The sequence below is a fragment of the Faecalimonas umbilicata genome (assembly GCF_042846195.1).
In the GTDB taxonomy this organism is placed as follows: domain Bacteria; phylum Bacillota; class Clostridia; order Lachnospirales; family Lachnospiraceae; genus Faecalimonas; species Faecalimonas umbilicata.
Genome location: NZ_AP031411.1, coordinates 2,887,218 through 2,904,645 on the forward strand (window position 1 = coordinate 2,887,218; position 17,428 = coordinate 2,904,645).

Below are 17,428 nucleotides of genomic sequence, written 5' to 3' on the forward strand. Positions count from 1 at the left end.
TCCCGATATAGACCCGTACATTCGAGGGTTCGTCAGTGGATTATGTAACATCCACCATTCTAACCATAGGTATTTTATAGACTCCCGGCATATAGGATACACCATCCACCTCTGGACAGCTTTCGTCAACTACTATTGTTACGGTATCTCTCTGCCGACTTCACCGGGCTTCTGACATTTCAATGTTTACTCATTTCCATGCCAGCCGGAGTATTAGAGTAGCCTTTCAGGGCGTTACCCCTTCATTCGACTATTCACGCATTCAGTTCTCCAACTCGAACTAATTTCATTACAATAAACAATGATTCAGTTGAGATGTGCCAGTCCTTTTCAGACTGGAACGTCTCGCACTTCCCTTTGGATCTGTCACCACATAAGATACGCGATCTGTCATCTGCATCAGATTGGGTTTCACATAAAATCTGGTTTTACCGGATCCTGATCCCCCTATCACGATCACATTCTTGTTTCTGGCATATTTGGGAGCCTTTGGCCTACTGTTCATCGTAAGCCGTTCTGTTTCGGTCAGAATGATGTTATTTTCAAACACCGGATCTTCAAAGGGCTCGATATCCTTCCGGTTTCCCCATCTGGCCGATCCATACTCTTCTCCATGCCGGAACTTCTTCGCATTCTTCACTTTATAATACAAGATCAACCGAAAGATAAGCGCAGTCACCAATCCTCCTAACAGATCTTGCATATAAAAGCTTGGAAGCCAGTTCGTAAATGCCAGTTGGAAATTCATCAGCATCACACCGATTTTCTCAATCATACTGTCACCAATACAATGGCGGTATAGCCAAAAGCATTTATCTGCAAGATAGAAGATGATCAGATACGGAATACTTAATATCACCACTCTCTTCATCTGGATATTCTGCATCTTTTCCCGGATCATCGTTCCTGCCCTCTGACTTTCTGCTTCGTCTTGACTCTCTGACGATGTTTTGCTTTCCTCTCCTGTGTCTTCTGCAGTTTCTTTCGGACAGAAGGCTTTTTCTTTTTAGACTGATCCAGCTCTATGCCTGCATATTCTTTAAATGCAGCCGTCATCACGTCCACATCTTTCGATTTAAAAAATACTAGATACAATGGCGGTTTCACATGGGAATCCTTTTTCAGACTATAATCGATCCCATATTTACGGGCTACCCGGTCAAATGACTTGATATTTTGATCCGTGATCTGAATATTGGTAAGCTGTGCTCCCTGTGCGATCAGTTGTTTTATCGTCTGCTTTCCATGAGGCTTTTTCATCTCCTGTCGTTTTCTTTCTTTTTCTCTGCCCTTTTCCTGTGCTTTTCCTGTTTTGACAGCCTGTTTTACCTGTACCCGTTTCTGTTTCTGTCTGCTCATTCCATCCAGAAATTTTCTCATAGATGCCTTTAGCACGCCGGTACTCATCCGGGTTGTCTGGATACACAGAGCTATGATTTTTTCATTCACTTCATCCTGCAATTAACCACTCCCTTTCTTTCCTTAATCCTTTGGGGGAAGCAAATAATAGCACTGCTTCTCAATGCAGCCCGTTTTTCTCCCTCCCCACCAATAGCAATATTTACAAGACCAGGGTTTTTCTTCACTATATTTTCTCCCCGGCATTGCTGCATTTGGTTCCACGATCAGGTTCTTATCTCTTCTCCTGTCCATCCTCATGTTCCTCCTAACAAAAAAGCGTTCACAGATTCCCTCCGGTTTCCATGAACGCTTTCCCTTACATTATTTCTTCTTTATTTTTCTTCCAAGGACTACCACTCCACTGAAGCTCATTCCAAGCACGATCAACCATAACAACAAGTTGGTGTTATCCCCAGTCTTCGGTGCATCTTTAGAAGGTTTTCCACCTTCCGGAGTGCTTTCTTTTGGTTTTTCCTCATCAACCATAACAACCTTCTGTACTTCAGCGGTATCTTTTACTTCAAATTCCACATCCTTTGCAACCAGATAACCTTCCGGTGCCGTTTCTTCCCTGAGCATGTACTTTCCGATCGGAAGCATCTCTATATAATGTGCCTCTTCTGTAGATGTCCAGCTTTCTACCACTTTTCCATCTTCATCTAAGATCGTAAGCTTTGCACCTGGAAGTTCTTTTCCTGCGATATCCTGTTTCGAGATCAACACCTTTGTCACATCATCTTTCATCTCCTGTTTCTGGATTTCTGCAGTATTTTCTACTGTAAAGGTAATGCTCTCAGCAGTTACATATCCATCTGCCGGTTTTGTTTCTGTCATCATATAGGATTTTCCAACGGTCAGCCCCTTGATCACATGGGCTTTTTCTGTAGATACCCACTCATCGATTACATTTCCGTCTTCATCTGTCACCTTCAGATGAGCTCCCGGAAGTTCTTTTCCTGTGGTAAGGTCTGTTTTCGTAAGTTCTACCTTTGTCGGCTCATTTTCAAAAACAAACTCATAGGAAACCTCGGCTTCTTCCGGTTTTCCATACTCAAAAGTGAATTCCTTTTCTTCATTCGATGTCACAAAACCATCCGGCGCATAGATTTCTTTTACGATATAGGTCCCATCCACTGGAAGATCTGCTTTGAAAAGGATCTGTCCATTTTCATCCGTTGTTTTCTGCTCGATCAGCGTTCCGGCTTCCATCAGGACTTTTCCATCTCTGCCTTTGATATCTTCTTTTGTAAATAAGCCGAAAATCGCACCTTCCAGCATACGTTCTGTATCCTTTTCTTTTTTAAGGACCGTTACTTTTATCTTCTGGCGGTTGTTCTGCCATTCTTCATCAAAAGTAACCACTGGCGTATCCTGATCGCGATAGGTCAGATCCACAAATCTAGGCTCTCCATCCAGTACAAAACCATGTGCCGTTTTCACTTCCTTCACACAATATTTTCCTACCGGAAGGTCTTCCATTTTTGCGATCCCCTTCTCATCGGTTGTGATCGTGCCTACCAGCTCATCTTTCTTATAATGATCTGCACTTACGCCATCCGCAGCCTTGATATCTTCTGCAGCATAGACTTCAAAGGTGACTTCACTTAAGTTTCCTGTGATATATTCAAAGAAATGTTCTACCGTTCCTTTCACATTATCCAGAAGAGTAATCTTCTCTAAAAATTCTCCCTTTTTGTTGATGATCAGAAGCCCTTTTGGAACCTCATCCTTCATTTCCACTTTCTGTGCTTCGGCAGTATCTTTGACCTTAAATGTCACATCCGTTGCTTTCAGATAACCATATGGAGCAAACTCTTCATGAAGGGTATAGGTTTCTCCGACAACCAGACGCTTGATCACATGTGGCTTATCCTTTTCAGATGTCCATTCATCGATCACATTTCCATCTTTATCCATGACCTTCAATCTTGCGCCCTCCAGCTCTACGCCTGTGGTCAGATCAGACTTTGTGAACTCTGCTGTAGTCGGTTCATTCTTCTTTACGGCCTGTAAGGAAACAATCTTTGTCTCCTGTCCCTGATACTCTGCAACAAATTCCAGAACCTCATCCGAAGAAACAAAACCTTCCGGCGCTTTTAATTCTTTTACATAGTATTCTCCAAATGGAAGATCCAGGGTGCATGTTGCCATACCGTTCTCATCGGATGTCATTTCCTGTAATAAGGTATCTGCTTTCACAAGAACTTTTCCATTTGCCTGGATATTTTTCTTGTTATAGATGCCAAACACAGCCCCAGATAATACCCGTCCATTTTCTGCATCCTGTTTTTCTACGGAAATAGAGACTTTCTGTCTGTCATTTCCTACGATTGCTTCTGCTTCAACGATCGGTGTATCCTGATCCTGATAAGTTAATGCAACCTTTACTGGCTCCGGATTTAATACAAATCCTTCCGGTGCCTTTGTTTCCACTACATAGTATCTTCCAAGCGGCAGATCCTTTGCTACAGCTTTTCCACCCTCTCCCGTTGTGATCGTTGTCACAAGCGTATCCTTTGCATAAAGTACGATACGGTTCCCATCTGCATCTTTCTGATGATCCGGAGTGCAGATATCCTCTGCCGCACGTACTTCAAATTCCGCCCCGGAAAGGTACTGTTCTTTATAGATAAAGTCGTTCTCAAAACCAGAAAGCATCTCACCTTTCTTATACACAATAAGATTTCCCTTTACCGGCTGATCTTCATAGGAAACTTCAATGATCACATCTCCACTTACTCCATCTACTTCATAGGCAGTATCCGAATCCACGGTGATCTCTACATAGTTTTTGTTGACAACATATCCATCCGGTGCTGTAACTTCTTCAATACGATAGTGACCAATCTCTAAGTTTTTCGGTAAGATCAGGTATCCCTGGCTGTCCGTAAAGAAAGATTTATGGACTGTGACCGTAGGATAGGTTGTTACCTGTTCCACATATTTCTTATGATCCAGATCATAAATTTTAAATTCTGTGCCGGCTACTAACACCGGTTTCTTTGTTTCATCATCTTTTTTGATGATCTTTAACTTTGCGGAAAATTCTTTGTCCAACAGTACCTTCCAAACCTGCGGTTTATCCGGATTGTTTTCACGGATGGTAATCTCAAAATCCTCTACCGGTTTATAATTATGAGGTGTGGTTGTTTCTCGTACAATATACGTTCCATATGGAAGCGGAATACTGCACGCATACCCTTTCTCATCTGTGAACATTTCCGTTTTACCATCTGCTGTAAGGATGACTGGCTCTGCATGGGAAAAATCATAACTTCCATCTTCTTTTTTCTCCAGGCTGCTCTTTAAGTAAGCGCTGAAACCTGCCCCTTTTAACAGATCTGCATCCGTTTCTCCATTGTTCGCAGCTTTTATGATCTGGAACGGCTGTTTCATAACAAGTTCTGTTGATTTCACAGTACGTTCTATCGTTGGAACTGTGCCACCTTCATAAGAACATTCCACATCATGCTCTGTCTTGTCTAACAGATATCCTTCCGGCGCCTGGATCTCTTTTACAAAATATTTTCCAAGATACAGGTCTTTTACCGCAGCATCTCCCTTCTGATCTACCTTTAAGGTAGATACAAGATCACCGGCTTTATGTACAATTCCTGTTGTTCCATCTGGATGTACAATGTTTTCTCTCGCATAGAGGCCATACACCGCACCTTCTAAAGTCGCATCTCCTTGTGGATTTACCCCTGTTTCTGCATCTTCTTTGATCAGATGGATCTTTGCATAAGTACGTTCATTCAGAACATTCTTTGTACTTGTTTTACCGATATTAACATCTACCGGATAAACAGTTGGATCTGCCTGATAATTTGCCGGTGGCTGGATTTCTTTTACATACACAATATCCTGTGTCTTTTCGACTGTTACTTTAGAAGCGCCCTTTTTATCTGTCTCAGGCATCTGCGTGATTAAATCTGAGCACTCCTTATCACGGTAAACACCATAGATTGCTCCTGCCAGATGATTTCCGGTGGCTTTATCATTTTTTACAATCGCAATTTCCGCCTGTTTTGTCCATGTAACATTCAGGCTTACTTTATTTGTTGTTTCCACACCTTCTCCAAAAATAAATGCCAAATCTTGCACACTTCCATTGGTTGTCAGCTTATACGCCGAATAATCTTTCTTCAATCCGCCTGCCATCGTTGTAGCAAATACTTCTGCGGTATCACTTGCCTGTGTAAGCGGTGCAGAAAGGTAAAACTTTGTGCCTCCTTGGATTGTTACCTTTGCTCCCGGTGCGCTTGTACTTCCTGTACTTACGTTGTGAAAACGTACTCCAGATGGAAGGCTGATCGTCACACTCTGCTGTCCTGCCGCATGGAATGTGATTTCCTTTGTACGCTGTGTATTTCCTTCTACATAAGCCTTTACATTGGCATCGGAAAATGACATGGACACATCCGGTATCTCAGGCTTCTTTACACAATAATTGTAAATATCCATTGCTAGTTCCTGTCCTGTTGCATTGGTTCCATAGAACGCATCACTACTGCCATAAGCATAAGCAGCCGCCATATGGACAAGAATAAATCTCTTTCCTGATGAAAAATCCCTGTGCTTGTTCGCAAAATAACTTTCTGCACCTGCCGCATCGGTACCGTAATAACATACCTTTGCAAGAGCCTGATTGTCAGCCAGCTTTGTGATGGTATAAATACCTGATCCTGGTCCTGGTTTTGCCGGCTGGATACAATAAGCCGTTGCTCTTACACTTCCATAAGAAATATAATACGGCTCTGTAAGATATGTTCCAAGCCCGTAGTCTGCATATCGGTATATTGGACCTTTTTCAATAGTTACCTGCTGAGATCCTACACCTGCAGTTCTAGCCATCGCTTTGATTGTAGTAATCTCACCTGGTTCCATTCCATTAAAATCAACACCTTGTTCTACTGCCTGTTCCATAACATCACGAAGTTCCAATCCCGATACTTCATCATATGTTTCCTGATCCATTGTTTCTTCGATCAATGCATCAAAAGCAGCATTCTCTTCTGATACATCTGTCTCTGTTGGGATTTCTGACGGCTTCTCTGAATCCTCCTCATCTTCTTCCGTCTCTTTTATTTCGGATTGCTCTGCATCTGCTGAAGGACTTTCACTCTCTTTTTCTATTTCCTTTACAGTCACATTTCTGCTGATCTGATAATTCGGATGTTCCTGATTGACCGGTTCTACATGATAAACAGTTTTATAGGTATCTGCATGGGATGTTGTAAAATCTTCTCCCTGCTCATTCTTTGCTTCCTCAAAAGTAATCTTTACTTTTTCCGCGTCCTTGATCTCTAACCCTGTAAAATCTGTTTTTACATCAAAACTTGTTCCCACTTCCACCTGATGATCCTTTGCCAGAACAATTTCATCTTCATCTAGCAGGCTTTGTACCTCTTCCAAAAGAGGCAGTTTTTTTTCTTTCGGAAGCTCCGCAGCATAACTGTTGATTGGTGATAACACCGTAGATAAAAGAGTGACCGCTGTCAGCAATCCGGATACAACCCGCTTTGCTTTTTGTTTCACTTTCATGTTCTTAAATCCTTCCTTTCTTCTGAATCTTATTTATCCGTTATACTTGTTCATCGTTTTCCATCATTCTTTCCTAAAAATAATCCCCTCCTTTCCTGGTCTTGTGCTATTTGGGACAGTCAGCACTTTGCTGAGATAACAGCACAAATATATGGCGGTATCTGCTTTTTCAAACAAACACCGCCATATGATTTCTACTGTCATCCTCATTTTGATTCAGACAATTATTTTTTATTTAAGATTTAAGCGTTTTCCTGTTCTCTTCCCCGGATCCGTTCCTGTTTTAGAGTCCATATCTCCAAAACGTTTTCTCTGTCAGGACACGCACAATGCACATTCAAGGCAGGTATCACTCCGGGCAGGCTATTCTCTTTTCAAGGTACATGAAGTGTTTCTTACAAACGTCTTCATATAACGAAAGGAAAACGGCCTGTTTTACAGGGTGCTTTTTAAATTTTTTTGATTTTTTTTAATTTTCTTCTTTATCTGCATGTTTTTTCATGACAGAAAGTGCTCTTTGCATCATTTCACAAACACTCTGCTGTCTGATTCCAAGATAGTCTGCAATCTTCTCTTGATTCATTTCTTCAAAGTAAAATAACTGGATGATTTCTTTCTGTCTGGCAGTTAGACAACCTAAGAAATCGCGGACCATCTCTTTTTCAATATACTGGTCGAGAAAATCTGAAGCTGGATCTAGCAGTAAGATCCTGTCATCCGCATAATCGCTATACGAAACGAGTCTATGGTTTGATGCCACCTTAGTCTGATTTATTTCCATACGATCCGTTGCTTCCATTAACAAACGAATGTACCAATTTTCGTTGTCAAAAAATTCTTCGTTCATAATACTTCGATCTTCCTTCACATCCATGTATTGATAATCTTTACAGGAATGGAGTGGAAAGATGGTTTTCTTTCCGTTTTCCCTGTATAACACATACCCATTTGCGTAAACGGTAATATCACATTCCCCACTCAGAATTTCCTTTACTACAATCTCTTCTTTTTCTAACGCCTTTTCAGAAGGGACTCTCTTTGTCATACCTGCCACTTTTACTACTTTCTTTAATTCTTTTAATGTCAACATATGGACCACCTTTCTGCCTTACGGCTACGGGTGATCCATGAACTCTATAAGAATCTCATCACAATTAGCCACGAACTCACCCGTTTTTTTTGAACGGGAGTCCGCAGCTCCTATGTAATTACCTCCTTCGGCTATATCATACAAAATTCCGTAGTATCTCTGATTTTTACAACTGAAACTTTGCCCTCTATATATAGAAAGGAAAAAGCCCTGTTTTACAGGTTAAAAACTCAACTTTTTTTAATTTTTGAGAAAACAAAAAAAGCCGGCAAAACAAATGCTTCCACAGACACAGAATGAAATATCATCCTGCATTGTATCTGCAAATGTTTTGCCGGGCTCTTCATGATTCCAGTCAGGTTCAGCTCCTTGACAAACTCTTGCTATCAGGTGCAGCCTTGATGGTTCCAGCCAAATCCACCGCTTATCCTGACAGCTCATTTTATTTAGTTTCCTTTCGGGAATTCATCACTTTTTGAGAATATACCCGCATTCTTTCTTTCAGTTTTTCATCTTTGATGTGCAAAGGGCGTACTGAAACAATATCATCTTTTACTAAAATCTCCAAAGTGCTTCTACATTTCTTGCATTCTACTTCTGAATCGCAATGTGCGCTTTTTTCAATAAATGCTCCGCATACAGAGCAATGTACATGCCATCTGATAGCATCTGATCCCATAGGCTTCCTCCTTTAAGCAATAATAAAAAAGTCCATTTTATTACTCAACGGATCAAAGGGAAATCAAATCCGCCTTATGAGCATCATGTTGTCCATTCCGTAAGTGCCAAAGCTGCACGAACAGCATGATCATCAAATCCCAGACCTGCTTTGTTGATCTGGCGCATCCATCCTTATTCTCTCCGGATTCCCACTCACCCAGGATACTAAGAATTTCTGCCGATTGTATTTAACAAGGTAATTCCAATTCTTCAAATATATCCCCGGATAACTCACAAAGATCCGGGATCAAAATGATCGTATCATCAATCCGTAAATGAATGGATGGATCAAAAAATTCAACGGTTCCGCAAATCGTATGATACTGGCCTGCCGGTTTCATTTCCCGGCTTTCTTTAAAATAGGTTGCCTGTATCTGCATTCCAACAGAAACCATCTGAAGCTTCCTATCCAATCCACATTTTTGTTCTTCGGATAACACCTTCCTTTGTTCATAAAGTATTTCCTGTTTCCGTACGATCTCCTCAAATCCCCGAAGTGCTGCAAAAGGGGCAAATTGCTTCGCCCTGTGCTGCACATCCATAGGATATCTTTTGGAAACTGGTCTCGGAATATATAAATATTTCTGATAAGCCTTTGCCAGCATACTTTCACCTCCTATGCGCGATGTCCTCCAACCTGATTATTTCTTTCCCGGTAGGTAGAACATTCCAACAGATTGGATCCCCGCATGATCGCATTTTTTCCATAACGCTTTTTCACCTGCAATACTGCTTCCTGCAGATGTCTTTCCTTTTCTGCTTTTATGGAATCCTGGAAAAGAGTATATTGCTGATAGCCTTCCGGTGTTATCTTATTTGCAATGATCTCTATCCGTCTGATCCCGGTATGTGGATCTGCGATCTTTCGATAAAGCGCTTCTACTGTATCGATCATTTCTTTGGAACAATTGGTACGATCCGGAAACCTTACGGTTCCTTTCGATGGCTCCCTCTCAAAACGATGATCGTAAGCGATCCACAAGGTTACAGAATTCGTTACCAGTCCCTTTTCCACCAGATCCAGAACCAGTACATCTGTCATTTCTCTTACAACAACAGCAGCTTCTTCAAATGTGTAATTTCTCATCAACACCTGTCCATTGGAAAGACTATGCTCTTCTGTATGATAATTTTTGATATCACTCATTTTACAGGACTCACAGCCCCAGGCATGATCGATCAATAGTTCTGCATCGATCCCAAACATTTTATACAGCCAGTCTTCCGACTGGATAGAGGCAAGTGCGATATCTCCCATCGTTTGGATTCCATATCCGGCTAATTTTCTCTCTGTTCTGGAACCAATGCGCCAGAAATCACTCAATGGTTTATGTCCCCATAACTGTTCCCGGTAAGAGATCTCATCCAGCATTCCGATATGATCCTCTATATGTTTTGCCACAATATCCATTGCGATCTTTGCAAGATACAGATTAGTTCCGATTCCTGCTGTTGCTGTAATTCCGGTTTCTTCCATAACCGCATCCATCAGTTTTTGTGCCATTTCTTTCGCTGTAAGGTGATACAGGGAAAGGTATCTTGTGACATCCATAAAGCACTCATCCACACTGTAAACATGGATATCTTCTTTTGCCACATAGTTTAAATAAATCCCATAGATCCTTGCCGAATACTCCATATAGAGCTGCATCCTCGGTTTTGCCACAATATATTCGATATGATCTGGTATCTCATGGATCCTGCAACGGTTACGGATCCCCAGCTTTTTCATAGCCGGCGTGATAGCAAGGCAAATGGTGGATACCGATCGGTCCGGATCTGCAACAACCAGATTGGTAGTAAACGGATCCAGTCCTCTTTCCACACACTCAACAGAAGCATAAAAAGATTTCAGATCAATACAGAGGAATGTTTCCTTCTGTTTCAAATCAATCACCTCCCATAAGTTGCCTATCTTTCTCTTTCCCATAAGCAATCCGATCTCATCCCAATTCGTTTTCACACGATAGTGATCGTGTCAAAACAGGCAATTTTCAGTAAATCCATTGACAAGAAAGGAAATATCATTTATATTATAGGCAATTAATTGCCGTTCTGTTGTGATTCACATTATAGGCAATCATTCGCCTCTTGTCAAGAGGCAACTTGTTGATTATGGGAAATTTATTTCCTATCCCGTTTCAGCATCATACATAAAGATCCTGAAACGCCAATTAGAAAGTAGGTATTTTTATGACATTCGGTGAAAAAGTGAAAAATTTAAGAAAGAACAAAGGACTCAACCAAACCCAATTAGCAGATGCTGTCGGTGTCTCCCTTCGGACTGTTCGGGGATGGGAAATTGAAGGCCGTTATCCAAAGAAACATGACCTTTACCAGAAACTTGCAGACATTTTAAGCTGCGATATCTCCTATCTCATGACAGAAGAAGAGGCTTTTATCACAGAAGCATCTGAACAATTTGGAAACCGTGGAGCAAAACAGGCTCAGCAGATCTTAGAACAGGCCGCTGCAATGTTCGCCGGCGGGGAACTTTCTGATGAAGACAAAACAGCCTTTATGGATGAGATCCAGTCTTTATATCTGGATTCCAAAAGACGTGCAAAGAAATTTACACCAAAGAAATATTTAGATGCCAAATAGATGGGGTGATTATTGGACAGCCTATAGGATATAGTTTTATTGTCAGAAGTAACATTACCCGCTTCTGTTTGATTCATACACGAGGTGATATATTTGGGGAATTCATATATTTACAACAAAGTAGAAAAACTTGTAAAAAAGTTCAAGACCAGGGATCCTTTTGAAATACTGGAAGAAATGAATGTGATCGTTGGAGAAACAGACCGCTACGAAAAATTAAAGGGATACTGTTTCATGAGCTGCCAGACCATTTATGTTATGGTAAGCAGTTTTCTCTCTGAGGAAGAGAAAAAGATCGTTGCCGCCCACGAACTCGGTCACATCATTCTGCATCGTTCTCAGCTCAAAATGGCGCCGATGAAAGATGATGTCTTATATAACATGAGGGATAATACGGAATACGAAGCGAACCTTTTCGCTGCAGATCTTATCCTGGATGATAAAGAAATCGCAGACCTGTCAAAGAACGAAGATCTGAACTATTTCGGGCTCTGTAGCTGCTTAAACTCCAGTCCGGAACTCATGAGCTTCAAGTTATACAGTCTGATCAAGCGTGGTCAGAACTACAATATGCCGCTGGAAATACAGAGCAACTTCCTGGCCAAATAAAATTTGCCCGTTCCATACAACCGAACGGGCTTTTCTTGTATCCATATGTGAAGATTCTTTTATTTCAGTTCTCCATGCTTATTTTCAAATTCTATGATTGCCTGACGTATTAAATATAACACTTCTCCATTGATCGAACGCCCTTCAAATTCTGCCAGGCTTTTCAGTTTTTTATGCGTTTCAGCATCAATCCGTAATCCTAAATGCTTCTCTTTCTCCATGATTATTCTCTCCATCTCTATAAGTACATATTAAGTTCATATTTCAAGTTCATTTTAAGTACAAATAATGGTAGAATGTTTTAAATGGACTTATTTTAAGTACACTATATTTTTTCACGGAGGAATTCAATCATGCATGAAAAAAGAAAAAAATATTATCATATCAGAAAAGATTTATTCTGGTACACCATCCTATTAGCTGTATCCTTTCTCATCGGTTATGCTATCCATCAACATCACGGTATTTTTCTAACACATTCCCTGAAAGCAGACGCCCCAAAAGAACGGATAGAAATAACCTTTGACGATCTGCAATCAAGCCTGAAAGATATCTCTACATGCTATTTATGTGGAAGTTCTGATTATAGTATGATGGACTATTATCGAAAATTTGATACGGTTGGACTGATTTCCCTCAATGACTGGTACGTCTTAGATTTCCAACTAAAAGCATATGATGAAAACGGAAATGAAATACCAAATAAAACCGGTTCAAATATCCTTTTCGGAAACACAGGCGAAATCACCTATTCCTCTCATGGAGATGTTTCCCGCAGAATGGCTGAGATAGATATCACGTTACCGGAAAACTACAAATTAAACAAAAGAAATCTAACAGATCATCTCTGCCAAAGTTGCCTTGATAAAGTTGCTGCTTCCTTAGAATATTGGAAATATGAAAATGAAAAGAAAGAACCAATCCCGCTGTGTTTGGTCGATTTTAAAACTCTTGATATTTATTCCTTACAAGATTATTACCGATCAATTTTCATCCGGGATTATTATGTAGAAATGGATTTTGAAAACAATTCCGTAGAAATAAAAGTCTTTTATCTGCCCGAAAGATTATAATTATGATATACTGAAAGAAAACGACAAATTGGAGTTGTAGAGGGGGTATTATAAGTGGATTTAAGTAAGGTCTTTTCATTTCAAAAGAATTCTCCTGCAACAGAAAATGAGATTAACTTTTCTGAAAATAATATTTTAGGAGATCTTCCAGAAGTATATAAGCAATTTTTAAGAGAAACTAATGGAATGGTTCTCAATTTATGTGTGTTATACGATACGGATAGTATTGTTGAAATGTACAAGGTAAATGAATTTGCAAAATATGCTCCGAATTATTTAAGTATAGGAAATGATAATGGTGATAGAGAATTGGTTATCAAGGCTGAGAAAGATGCTTGTGTATGTGGTTTTCTTGATGCTGGTGCAATAGGTACAGCTGAACCGGATGAGTGGTTTAACTTTGTATTATGGATAGAAAATGGTTGTGAAATGTTAGAAGAAAAACCCGCTGAATGGGGAAATATCTCAATTATCAATATTCCTGACGATAAGCTAAAATTTCTAATGGAAATGAAAAAAATTTTTGCATTGTCAATATCAACAGGTATTCTATTAAAGGAAGTAAATTCATTACCGTTTATTGTTGTGAGAGGAATACATATTGGTAAAGCTAAAAAGTTAATAAACCAAACAACTTTTCCAGACTGTTATAAATTTTCTGGTGAGTAACAAACTTGAATTTGAGAGGGGATTTTTGGGAATGGTGATTGAAACAAAACGATTGAAAATCATCGTTCTTACACAAGAACAGCTTGAAATGTTAGTGGATAATATTCCGGAATTTGAGAAAAGGCTAAACTGTTCATATCAGGGCGAGAAAATAGAGGGGATTTTCAAAAACATTCTTTATGAGCAGAGTTTAAAAATCGAAGCAAATAGCGATGTGTATTTGTGGCTGACATTTTGGCTGATTGTCAAAAAAGATGATAATATTGCAGTTGGTATGATTGATTTTAAAAATATCCCGAATGAGAATAGAGAAGTTGAGATTGGGTATGGTTTGGGAAAAAAACATGAACATTTCGGGTATATGACAGAAGCTGTTGAAGCATTTTGCACATGGGGGAAAAAGCAAGCAAGTGTAAAACATATTATTGCAGAAACAGAAATAGACAATTTTTCCTCTCAACGTGTTTTGCAAAGAAACGGTTTTATTGAATACTTTAGGGATAAGACAATTTGGTGGAAATTGTAACAAATCTCAGTTTGGACTTTTCTTATAGAGCCTTTCCCTGAAGGAGAGGCTCTATAATTTTTATCTGAAATCACTAAGGCTACTTTAACTGTCATCTTTTCTTAACCTAAAATCAATGTACATATTTTTTCTCTAAGTAAGTCGATTACAATATCTATAAATTCTCCAGCAAATAAGATAAAGATCAGAACACCTCCCATACAAACCAGAAAAGCTGCCTGTAGCCAGTCTTGATAACAGATTACTGTTCCAATGAACAACGCCATAATTCCCAATCCCAATATCTTTTTTGCGATTGCCACCATATGTACTAATAGCTTCACTCCGGCACCTATGATCGAAATGATAAACCACAATGGAATCAATAACACTTTTCCTGCCACTTTTAAAATACCCATATCTGTCCTCCTATCTTGCCAGCCACGGCATGTCATGATTTACTTCTGCCCGGTAATATCCACTGATTGTTGAAGGTGCATTGAACAATGCCGCAAGTAAATATTTCTTGATATTCTTGATTTTACTCGTATTTCCTTCCAGACAATGCAGCACATACTCTACATGGGAATAATCCAGCTTCATGAATTTTCCTCTTACCAAGGCTCCTGAATACCAGTTGCTTGCAATCAGTACTTTATCACTCTTACACATAACAGTCTCTACGATCAGATCCACGATTTCATCAATCTGATTTTTGTCATGAGGATGACTCACTAACAAAGAATCATAATCCAGATTGTCTTTGATCAGAGATTGATACGCATGTAACGTTTCCATCTCATCCTCTTCGGATCCTATCCCATCTGCAGATACGATATGATTAGATTTATTCTCACTAAGATTAGTATTGTTAATATTAGTATTATTAGAGTTTGAAATGTAAACTTCTTGAAGTTTATTTTCGGGACTTCTTGAAGTTTGTTTTTGGGACTTCTTGAAGTTTGAAATGTAAACTTCTTCTGTCTCTTCTTCCTCTACAGAAGTTTGATTTATAAACTTCACCATCTTTGATTTTTCTTTTTTCTGTTCCTCACATTCCTCCTGAACAAATGATTTTACATAGATGATCGTAACCTTTCCAAAGCCCTGTCTGCGCTTTTCAATCAAACCTATCCCTTTTTCATCATCCAGCTCCTGAAGAGATTTCACCGCTTTATTTCTGCCACAATTCAATAATTCCATGATATCTTCAATGGAAAAATAGATATATGCCCGATTTTCTTCATCAAACCACTGATTCTTAATGGATAAAGACATTCTGTCCAGCATCAAACCGTATAAGATCTTCGCATCACAGGAAAGATCCTTAAAACAGTCATTGGTAAATAACGCTTTGGGTATTCTGTAAAAACTAAACTGGTCTGCTTCTGTTCCATAAAAATATTTAAAATTCATTTTTTTGTCCATGTATCTTCCTCCCTTCCTTTCTCTCATAGAAGTCCTTTTTTTAAACTTCTGTATCTCTTCTTTCTTCGGGTTGTCTTATTTTGACAACCCTTATTCCTGTTCTCTTTTCCATTGTTCCAGTAATGCCTCAATCACCTTTTCCATATCCGTTTCCGAATAATCTTCCGGAAAATACTTTGTGAGCTTCTTTCCTGATAACACCACTTTTCTCTCCGGTGCTTTTACTGCTATGCAGCTATTGAAAATCGAGATCATAAATCCTTGATTCACAGTTCCTTCTTCCAACTGTTTTCTCAAAGCTGTAATCTGCTTTGGTTTGATAAATCCTGTATCCCGGATATACTCGTAGATCCATTTCTGCATTTCCTTATCAATGTAGGAAATATCAACGGCAATGGTAAAATTCAACTTCTTTGCATCTACCATATCCAATAATTCTGGAATCAATTCTGTAAGGCGAATGTAGCGCTGAATTTGTTTTGAACTTTCTCCAACTTCTTCCGCCAAAACATCACGTGATACCTTTCCAAAATTCTGGTCATTTTGACCAGAATTCTTCTGAGACGGTCTTCCAGCTTGTCTCTTCATCGCATCCAGTTTCATCTTATAAGCAAATGCTTTTTCACTCGGGAGTAACTCTTCGCGTTGAATATTAGCATCTACCATAGCAATGACCGCATCATCATCGGATAATTCTCTTACAATTGCAGGAATTGTTGCCAAGCCAGCTATAGCTGCTGCGTGCATCCTTCGATGACCTGAGATCATCTCATATCCATTTTCGCCATCAGACCGTAACAAAACCGGTGTCAATACCCCGTAAGTCTTTACACTCTCTACTAAATCTGCCATCTTTTCATCATCCAATACTTTGAAAGGATGATCTTTAAACGCATGTATTCTGTTGATTTCTATTTCCATTGCAGACTCTTCATTGACTACTCCCAGCAATTCATCAATGCTTGTCAATTTGATTTTTTCTCCGCTTCTACTTTTCATTTTCCAAAACCTCCTGCGTCAGATTTTCATAAGCCATAGATACTTTTCCATTTGGACAATGACAATAAATACTTTTTCCTTCCGCACTTGCTTCAGCTACCTTAACTGACAGTGGAATGACATTTTCAAAGATAGAAATCTTAGATCCATAAGTTTCTCTCACTCTGGAAGCAATATCTTTGGCGTAATTAGTACGGAAATCCACCATTGTCAAAAGAATTCCATGTATCGTTAGCTTCCGGTTCAATCTCTTCTTTACCATAGAAATAGTCCTGATCAACTGTTGAAGTCCTTTAACCGGCAGATATGCAGCTTGTACAGGTATCAGAACCGTATCAGAAGCTACTAAGGCATTGATGGTCATCATGCCTAAACTCGGCATACAATCAATTAAAATATAATCGTATCGTGATCGCATCGTATCAATATATTCCTTCATGATCCGCTCTCTGCTCATCACATTACTCATGGTTACTTCCAGAGCAGATAACTCAATATTGGCCGGTAGGAGATCGATCTGTTCCTTATGATGTAAAATTCCTTCTTCTTCTCCAATTTCCTCGTCATTGATAATATTCATCATAATAGTTGCAAGTGTAGTTCCAATATCATCCGGTTCTACATATCCAAGACTTGCAGTTAAACTTCCCTGTGGATCCGCATCGATCAATAAAACTCTCTTTCCCTGTTTCACTAATCCAACTCCAAGATTTAGGGTTGTCGTACTTTTTGCAACTCCGCCCTTCTGGTTTGCTACTGAAATAACTTTACACATACTGTTTTCCT

Annotated in this window: 17 protein-coding genes and 1 pseudogene; 5 read left to right on the top strand and 13 right to left on the bottom strand. The window is 39.5% G+C overall.

Annotated features, from left to right (window positions below):
- Positions 1 to 349: 349 nt before the first annotated feature.
- From ACGG81_RS13910 to ACGG81_RS13945, 8 genes and pseudogenes are all read right to left on the bottom strand, one after another.
- Positions 350 to 901 (bottom strand): annotated as a pseudogene (locus ACGG81_RS13910) (type IV secretory system conjugative DNA transfer family protein); the annotation flags it as partial.
- On the bottom strand, positions 898 to 1,461 hold the full coding sequence (locus ACGG81_RS13915) for a PcfB family protein (protein ID WP_117468617.1): 564 nt from the start codon (positions 1,459 to 1,461) through the stop codon (positions 898 to 900). The gene ACGG81_RS13915 and the pseudogene ACGG81_RS13910, both read right to left, overlap by 4 nt.
- A gap of 21 nt (positions 1,462 to 1,482) precedes the next feature.
- Positions 1,483 to 1,653, bottom strand: a complete 171-nt coding sequence (locus tag ACGG81_RS13920) for a hypothetical protein (protein ID WP_165853196.1) — start codon at positions 1,651 to 1,653, stop codon at positions 1,483 to 1,485.
- A gap of 69 nt (positions 1,654 to 1,722) precedes the next feature.
- Positions 1,723 to 6,945, bottom strand: a complete 5,223-nt coding sequence (locus ACGG81_RS13925) for a SpaA isopeptide-forming pilin-related protein (RefSeq protein ID WP_173756921.1) — start codon at positions 6,943 to 6,945, stop codon at positions 1,723 to 1,725.
- Positions 6,946 to 7,414: 469 nt separating this feature from the next.
- Positions 7,415 to 8,035 (bottom strand): sigma-70 family RNA polymerase sigma factor, encoded by a 621-nt coding sequence (locus tag ACGG81_RS13930; protein WP_117468619.1) that lies wholly within the window; start codon positions 8,033 to 8,035, stop codon positions 7,415 to 7,417.
- 442 nt (positions 8,036 to 8,477) lie between these two features.
- Positions 8,478 to 8,714: a hypothetical protein gene (locus tag ACGG81_RS13935; RefSeq protein ID WP_009268912.1), complete on the bottom strand. Its 237-nt coding sequence runs from the start codon at positions 8,712 to 8,714 to the stop codon at positions 8,478 to 8,480.
- 229 nt (positions 8,715 to 8,943) lie between these two features.
- The gene (locus tag ACGG81_RS13940) at positions 8,944 to 9,360 is read right to left on the bottom strand and encodes a hypothetical protein (RefSeq protein ID WP_117468621.1); all 417 of its coding nucleotides are present in this window, start codon (positions 9,358 to 9,360) and stop codon (positions 8,944 to 8,946) included.
- An 11-nt stretch (positions 9,361 to 9,371) separates the two neighbouring features.
- Positions 9,372 to 10,643 carry a DNA methylase gene (locus tag ACGG81_RS13945; RefSeq protein ID WP_268999729.1) on the bottom strand — a complete coding sequence of 424 codons (1,272 nt, stop codon included), beginning with the start codon at positions 10,641 to 10,643 and terminating at the stop codon, positions 9,372 to 9,374.
- A 305-nt stretch (positions 10,644 to 10,948) separates the two neighbouring features.
- Here ACGG81_RS13945 and ACGG81_RS13950 point away from each other — a divergent pair, with 305 nt between their 5' ends.
- Both ACGG81_RS13950 and ACGG81_RS13955 read left to right on the top strand, forming a co-directional pair.
- On the top strand, positions 10,949 to 11,359 hold the full coding sequence (locus ACGG81_RS13950; protein ID WP_009263234.1) for a helix-turn-helix domain-containing protein: 411 nt from the start codon (positions 10,949 to 10,951) through the stop codon (positions 11,357 to 11,359).
- An 84-nt stretch (positions 11,360 to 11,443) separates the two neighbouring features.
- Entirely contained in the window at positions 11,444 to 11,968 is a 525-nt protein-coding gene (locus ACGG81_RS13955; protein ID WP_225305238.1) for an ImmA/IrrE family metallo-endopeptidase, read from the top strand.
- 59 nt (positions 11,969 to 12,027) lie between these two features.
- Here ACGG81_RS13955 and ACGG81_RS13960 read toward each other — a convergent pair whose 3' ends face one another.
- Entirely contained in the window at positions 12,028 to 12,189 is a 162-nt protein-coding gene (locus tag ACGG81_RS13960) for an Arc family DNA-binding protein (RefSeq protein ID WP_116440958.1), read from the bottom strand.
- A 132-nt stretch (positions 12,190 to 12,321) separates the two neighbouring features.
- On the opposite strand from ACGG81_RS13960, the gene ACGG81_RS13965 reads away from it, so the two are divergent.
- From ACGG81_RS13965 to ACGG81_RS13975, 3 genes are read left to right on the top strand one after another with little or no spacing between them, the layout of a single operon-like run.
- Complete coding sequence (locus ACGG81_RS13965) at positions 12,322 to 13,041, top strand: hypothetical protein (RefSeq protein ID WP_117468623.1); 720 nt, start codon at positions 12,322 to 12,324, stop codon at positions 13,039 to 13,041.
- 54 nt (positions 13,042 to 13,095) lie between these two features.
- Positions 13,096 to 13,710, top strand: coding sequence for an SMI1/KNR4 family protein (locus ACGG81_RS13970; RefSeq protein WP_117468624.1), 615 nt, complete (start codon positions 13,096 to 13,098; stop codon positions 13,708 to 13,710).
- Between the two features lie 31 nt (positions 13,711 to 13,741).
- A complete protein-coding gene (locus ACGG81_RS13975) occupies positions 13,742 to 14,236 on the top strand; it encodes a GNAT family N-acetyltransferase (protein ID WP_117468625.1) in 495 nt (164 codons plus the stop codon).
- A gap of 101 nt (positions 14,237 to 14,337) precedes the next feature.
- Here the strand turns inward: ACGG81_RS13975 and ACGG81_RS13980 are convergent, their stop codons facing one another.
- The 4 genes from ACGG81_RS13980 to ACGG81_RS13995 form a co-directional block, all read right to left on the bottom strand.
- Complete coding sequence (locus ACGG81_RS13980) at positions 14,338 to 14,634, bottom strand: hypothetical protein (protein WP_244091057.1); 297 nt, start codon at positions 14,632 to 14,634, stop codon at positions 14,338 to 14,340.
- Between the two features lie 10 nt (positions 14,635 to 14,644).
- Positions 14,645 to 15,643: a DUF6017 domain-containing protein gene (locus ACGG81_RS13985; RefSeq protein ID WP_117468627.1), complete on the bottom strand. Its 999-nt coding sequence runs from the start codon at positions 15,641 to 15,643 to the stop codon at positions 14,645 to 14,647.
- Positions 15,644 to 15,733: 90 nt separating this feature from the next.
- Positions 15,734 to 16,642 (bottom strand): ParB/RepB/Spo0J family partition protein, encoded by a 909-nt coding sequence (locus ACGG81_RS13990; RefSeq protein WP_117468628.1) that lies wholly within the window; start codon positions 16,640 to 16,642, stop codon positions 15,734 to 15,736.
- On the bottom strand, positions 16,632 to 17,417 hold the full coding sequence (locus ACGG81_RS13995) for a ParA family protein (protein WP_117468648.1): 786 nt from the start codon (positions 17,415 to 17,417) through the stop codon (positions 16,632 to 16,634). Before ACGG81_RS13995 ends, ACGG81_RS13990 begins: the two co-directional genes overlap by 11 nt.
- Between the last annotated feature and the right edge of the window lie 11 nt (positions 17,418 to 17,428).

Coding starts and splice junctions, on each gene's coding strand:
- ACGG81_RS13920 (WP_165853196.1), bottom strand. CDS start 1,653: ATGGACAGGAGAAGAGATAAGAACCTGATCGTGGAACCAAATGCAGCA.
- ACGG81_RS13925 (WP_173756921.1), bottom strand. CDS start 6,945: ATGAAAGTGAAACAAAAAGCAAAGCGGGTTGTATCCGGATTGCTGACA.
- ACGG81_RS13930 (WP_117468619.1), bottom strand. CDS start 8,035: ATGTTGACATTAAAAGAATTAAAGAAAGTAGTAAAAGTGGCAGGTATG.
- ACGG81_RS13935 (WP_009268912.1), bottom strand. CDS start 8,714: ATGGGATCAGATGCTATCAGATGGCATGTACATTGCTCTGTATGCGGA.
- ACGG81_RS13940 (WP_117468621.1), bottom strand. CDS start 9,360: ATGCTGGCAAAGGCTTATCAGAAATATTTATATATTCCGAGACCAGTT.
- ACGG81_RS13950 (WP_009263234.1), top strand. CDS start 10,949: ATGACATTCGGTGAAAAAGTGAAAAATTTAAGAAAGAACAAAGGACTC.
- ACGG81_RS13960 (WP_116440958.1), bottom strand. CDS start 12,189: ATGGAGAAAGAGAAGCATTTAGGATTACGGATTGATGCTGAAACGCAT.
- ACGG81_RS13965 (WP_117468623.1), top strand. CDS start 12,322: ATGCATGAAAAAAGAAAAAAATATTATCATATCAGAAAAGATTTATTC.
- ACGG81_RS13975 (WP_117468625.1), top strand. CDS start 13,742: ATGGTGATTGAAACAAAACGATTGAAAATCATCGTTCTTACACAAGAA.
- ACGG81_RS13980 (WP_244091057.1), bottom strand. CDS start 14,634: ATGGGTATTTTAAAAGTGGCAGGAAAAGTGTTATTGATTCCATTGTGG.
- ACGG81_RS13985 (WP_117468627.1), bottom strand. CDS start 15,643: ATGGACAAAAAAATGAATTTTAAATATTTTTATGGAACAGAAGCAGAC.
- ACGG81_RS13990 (WP_117468628.1), bottom strand. CDS start 16,642: ATGAAAAGTAGAAGCGGAGAAAAAATCAAATTGACAAGCATTGATGAA.
- ACGG81_RS13995 (WP_117468648.1), bottom strand. CDS start 17,417: ATGTGTAAAGTTATTTCAGTAGCAAACCAGAAGGGCGGAGTTGCAAAA.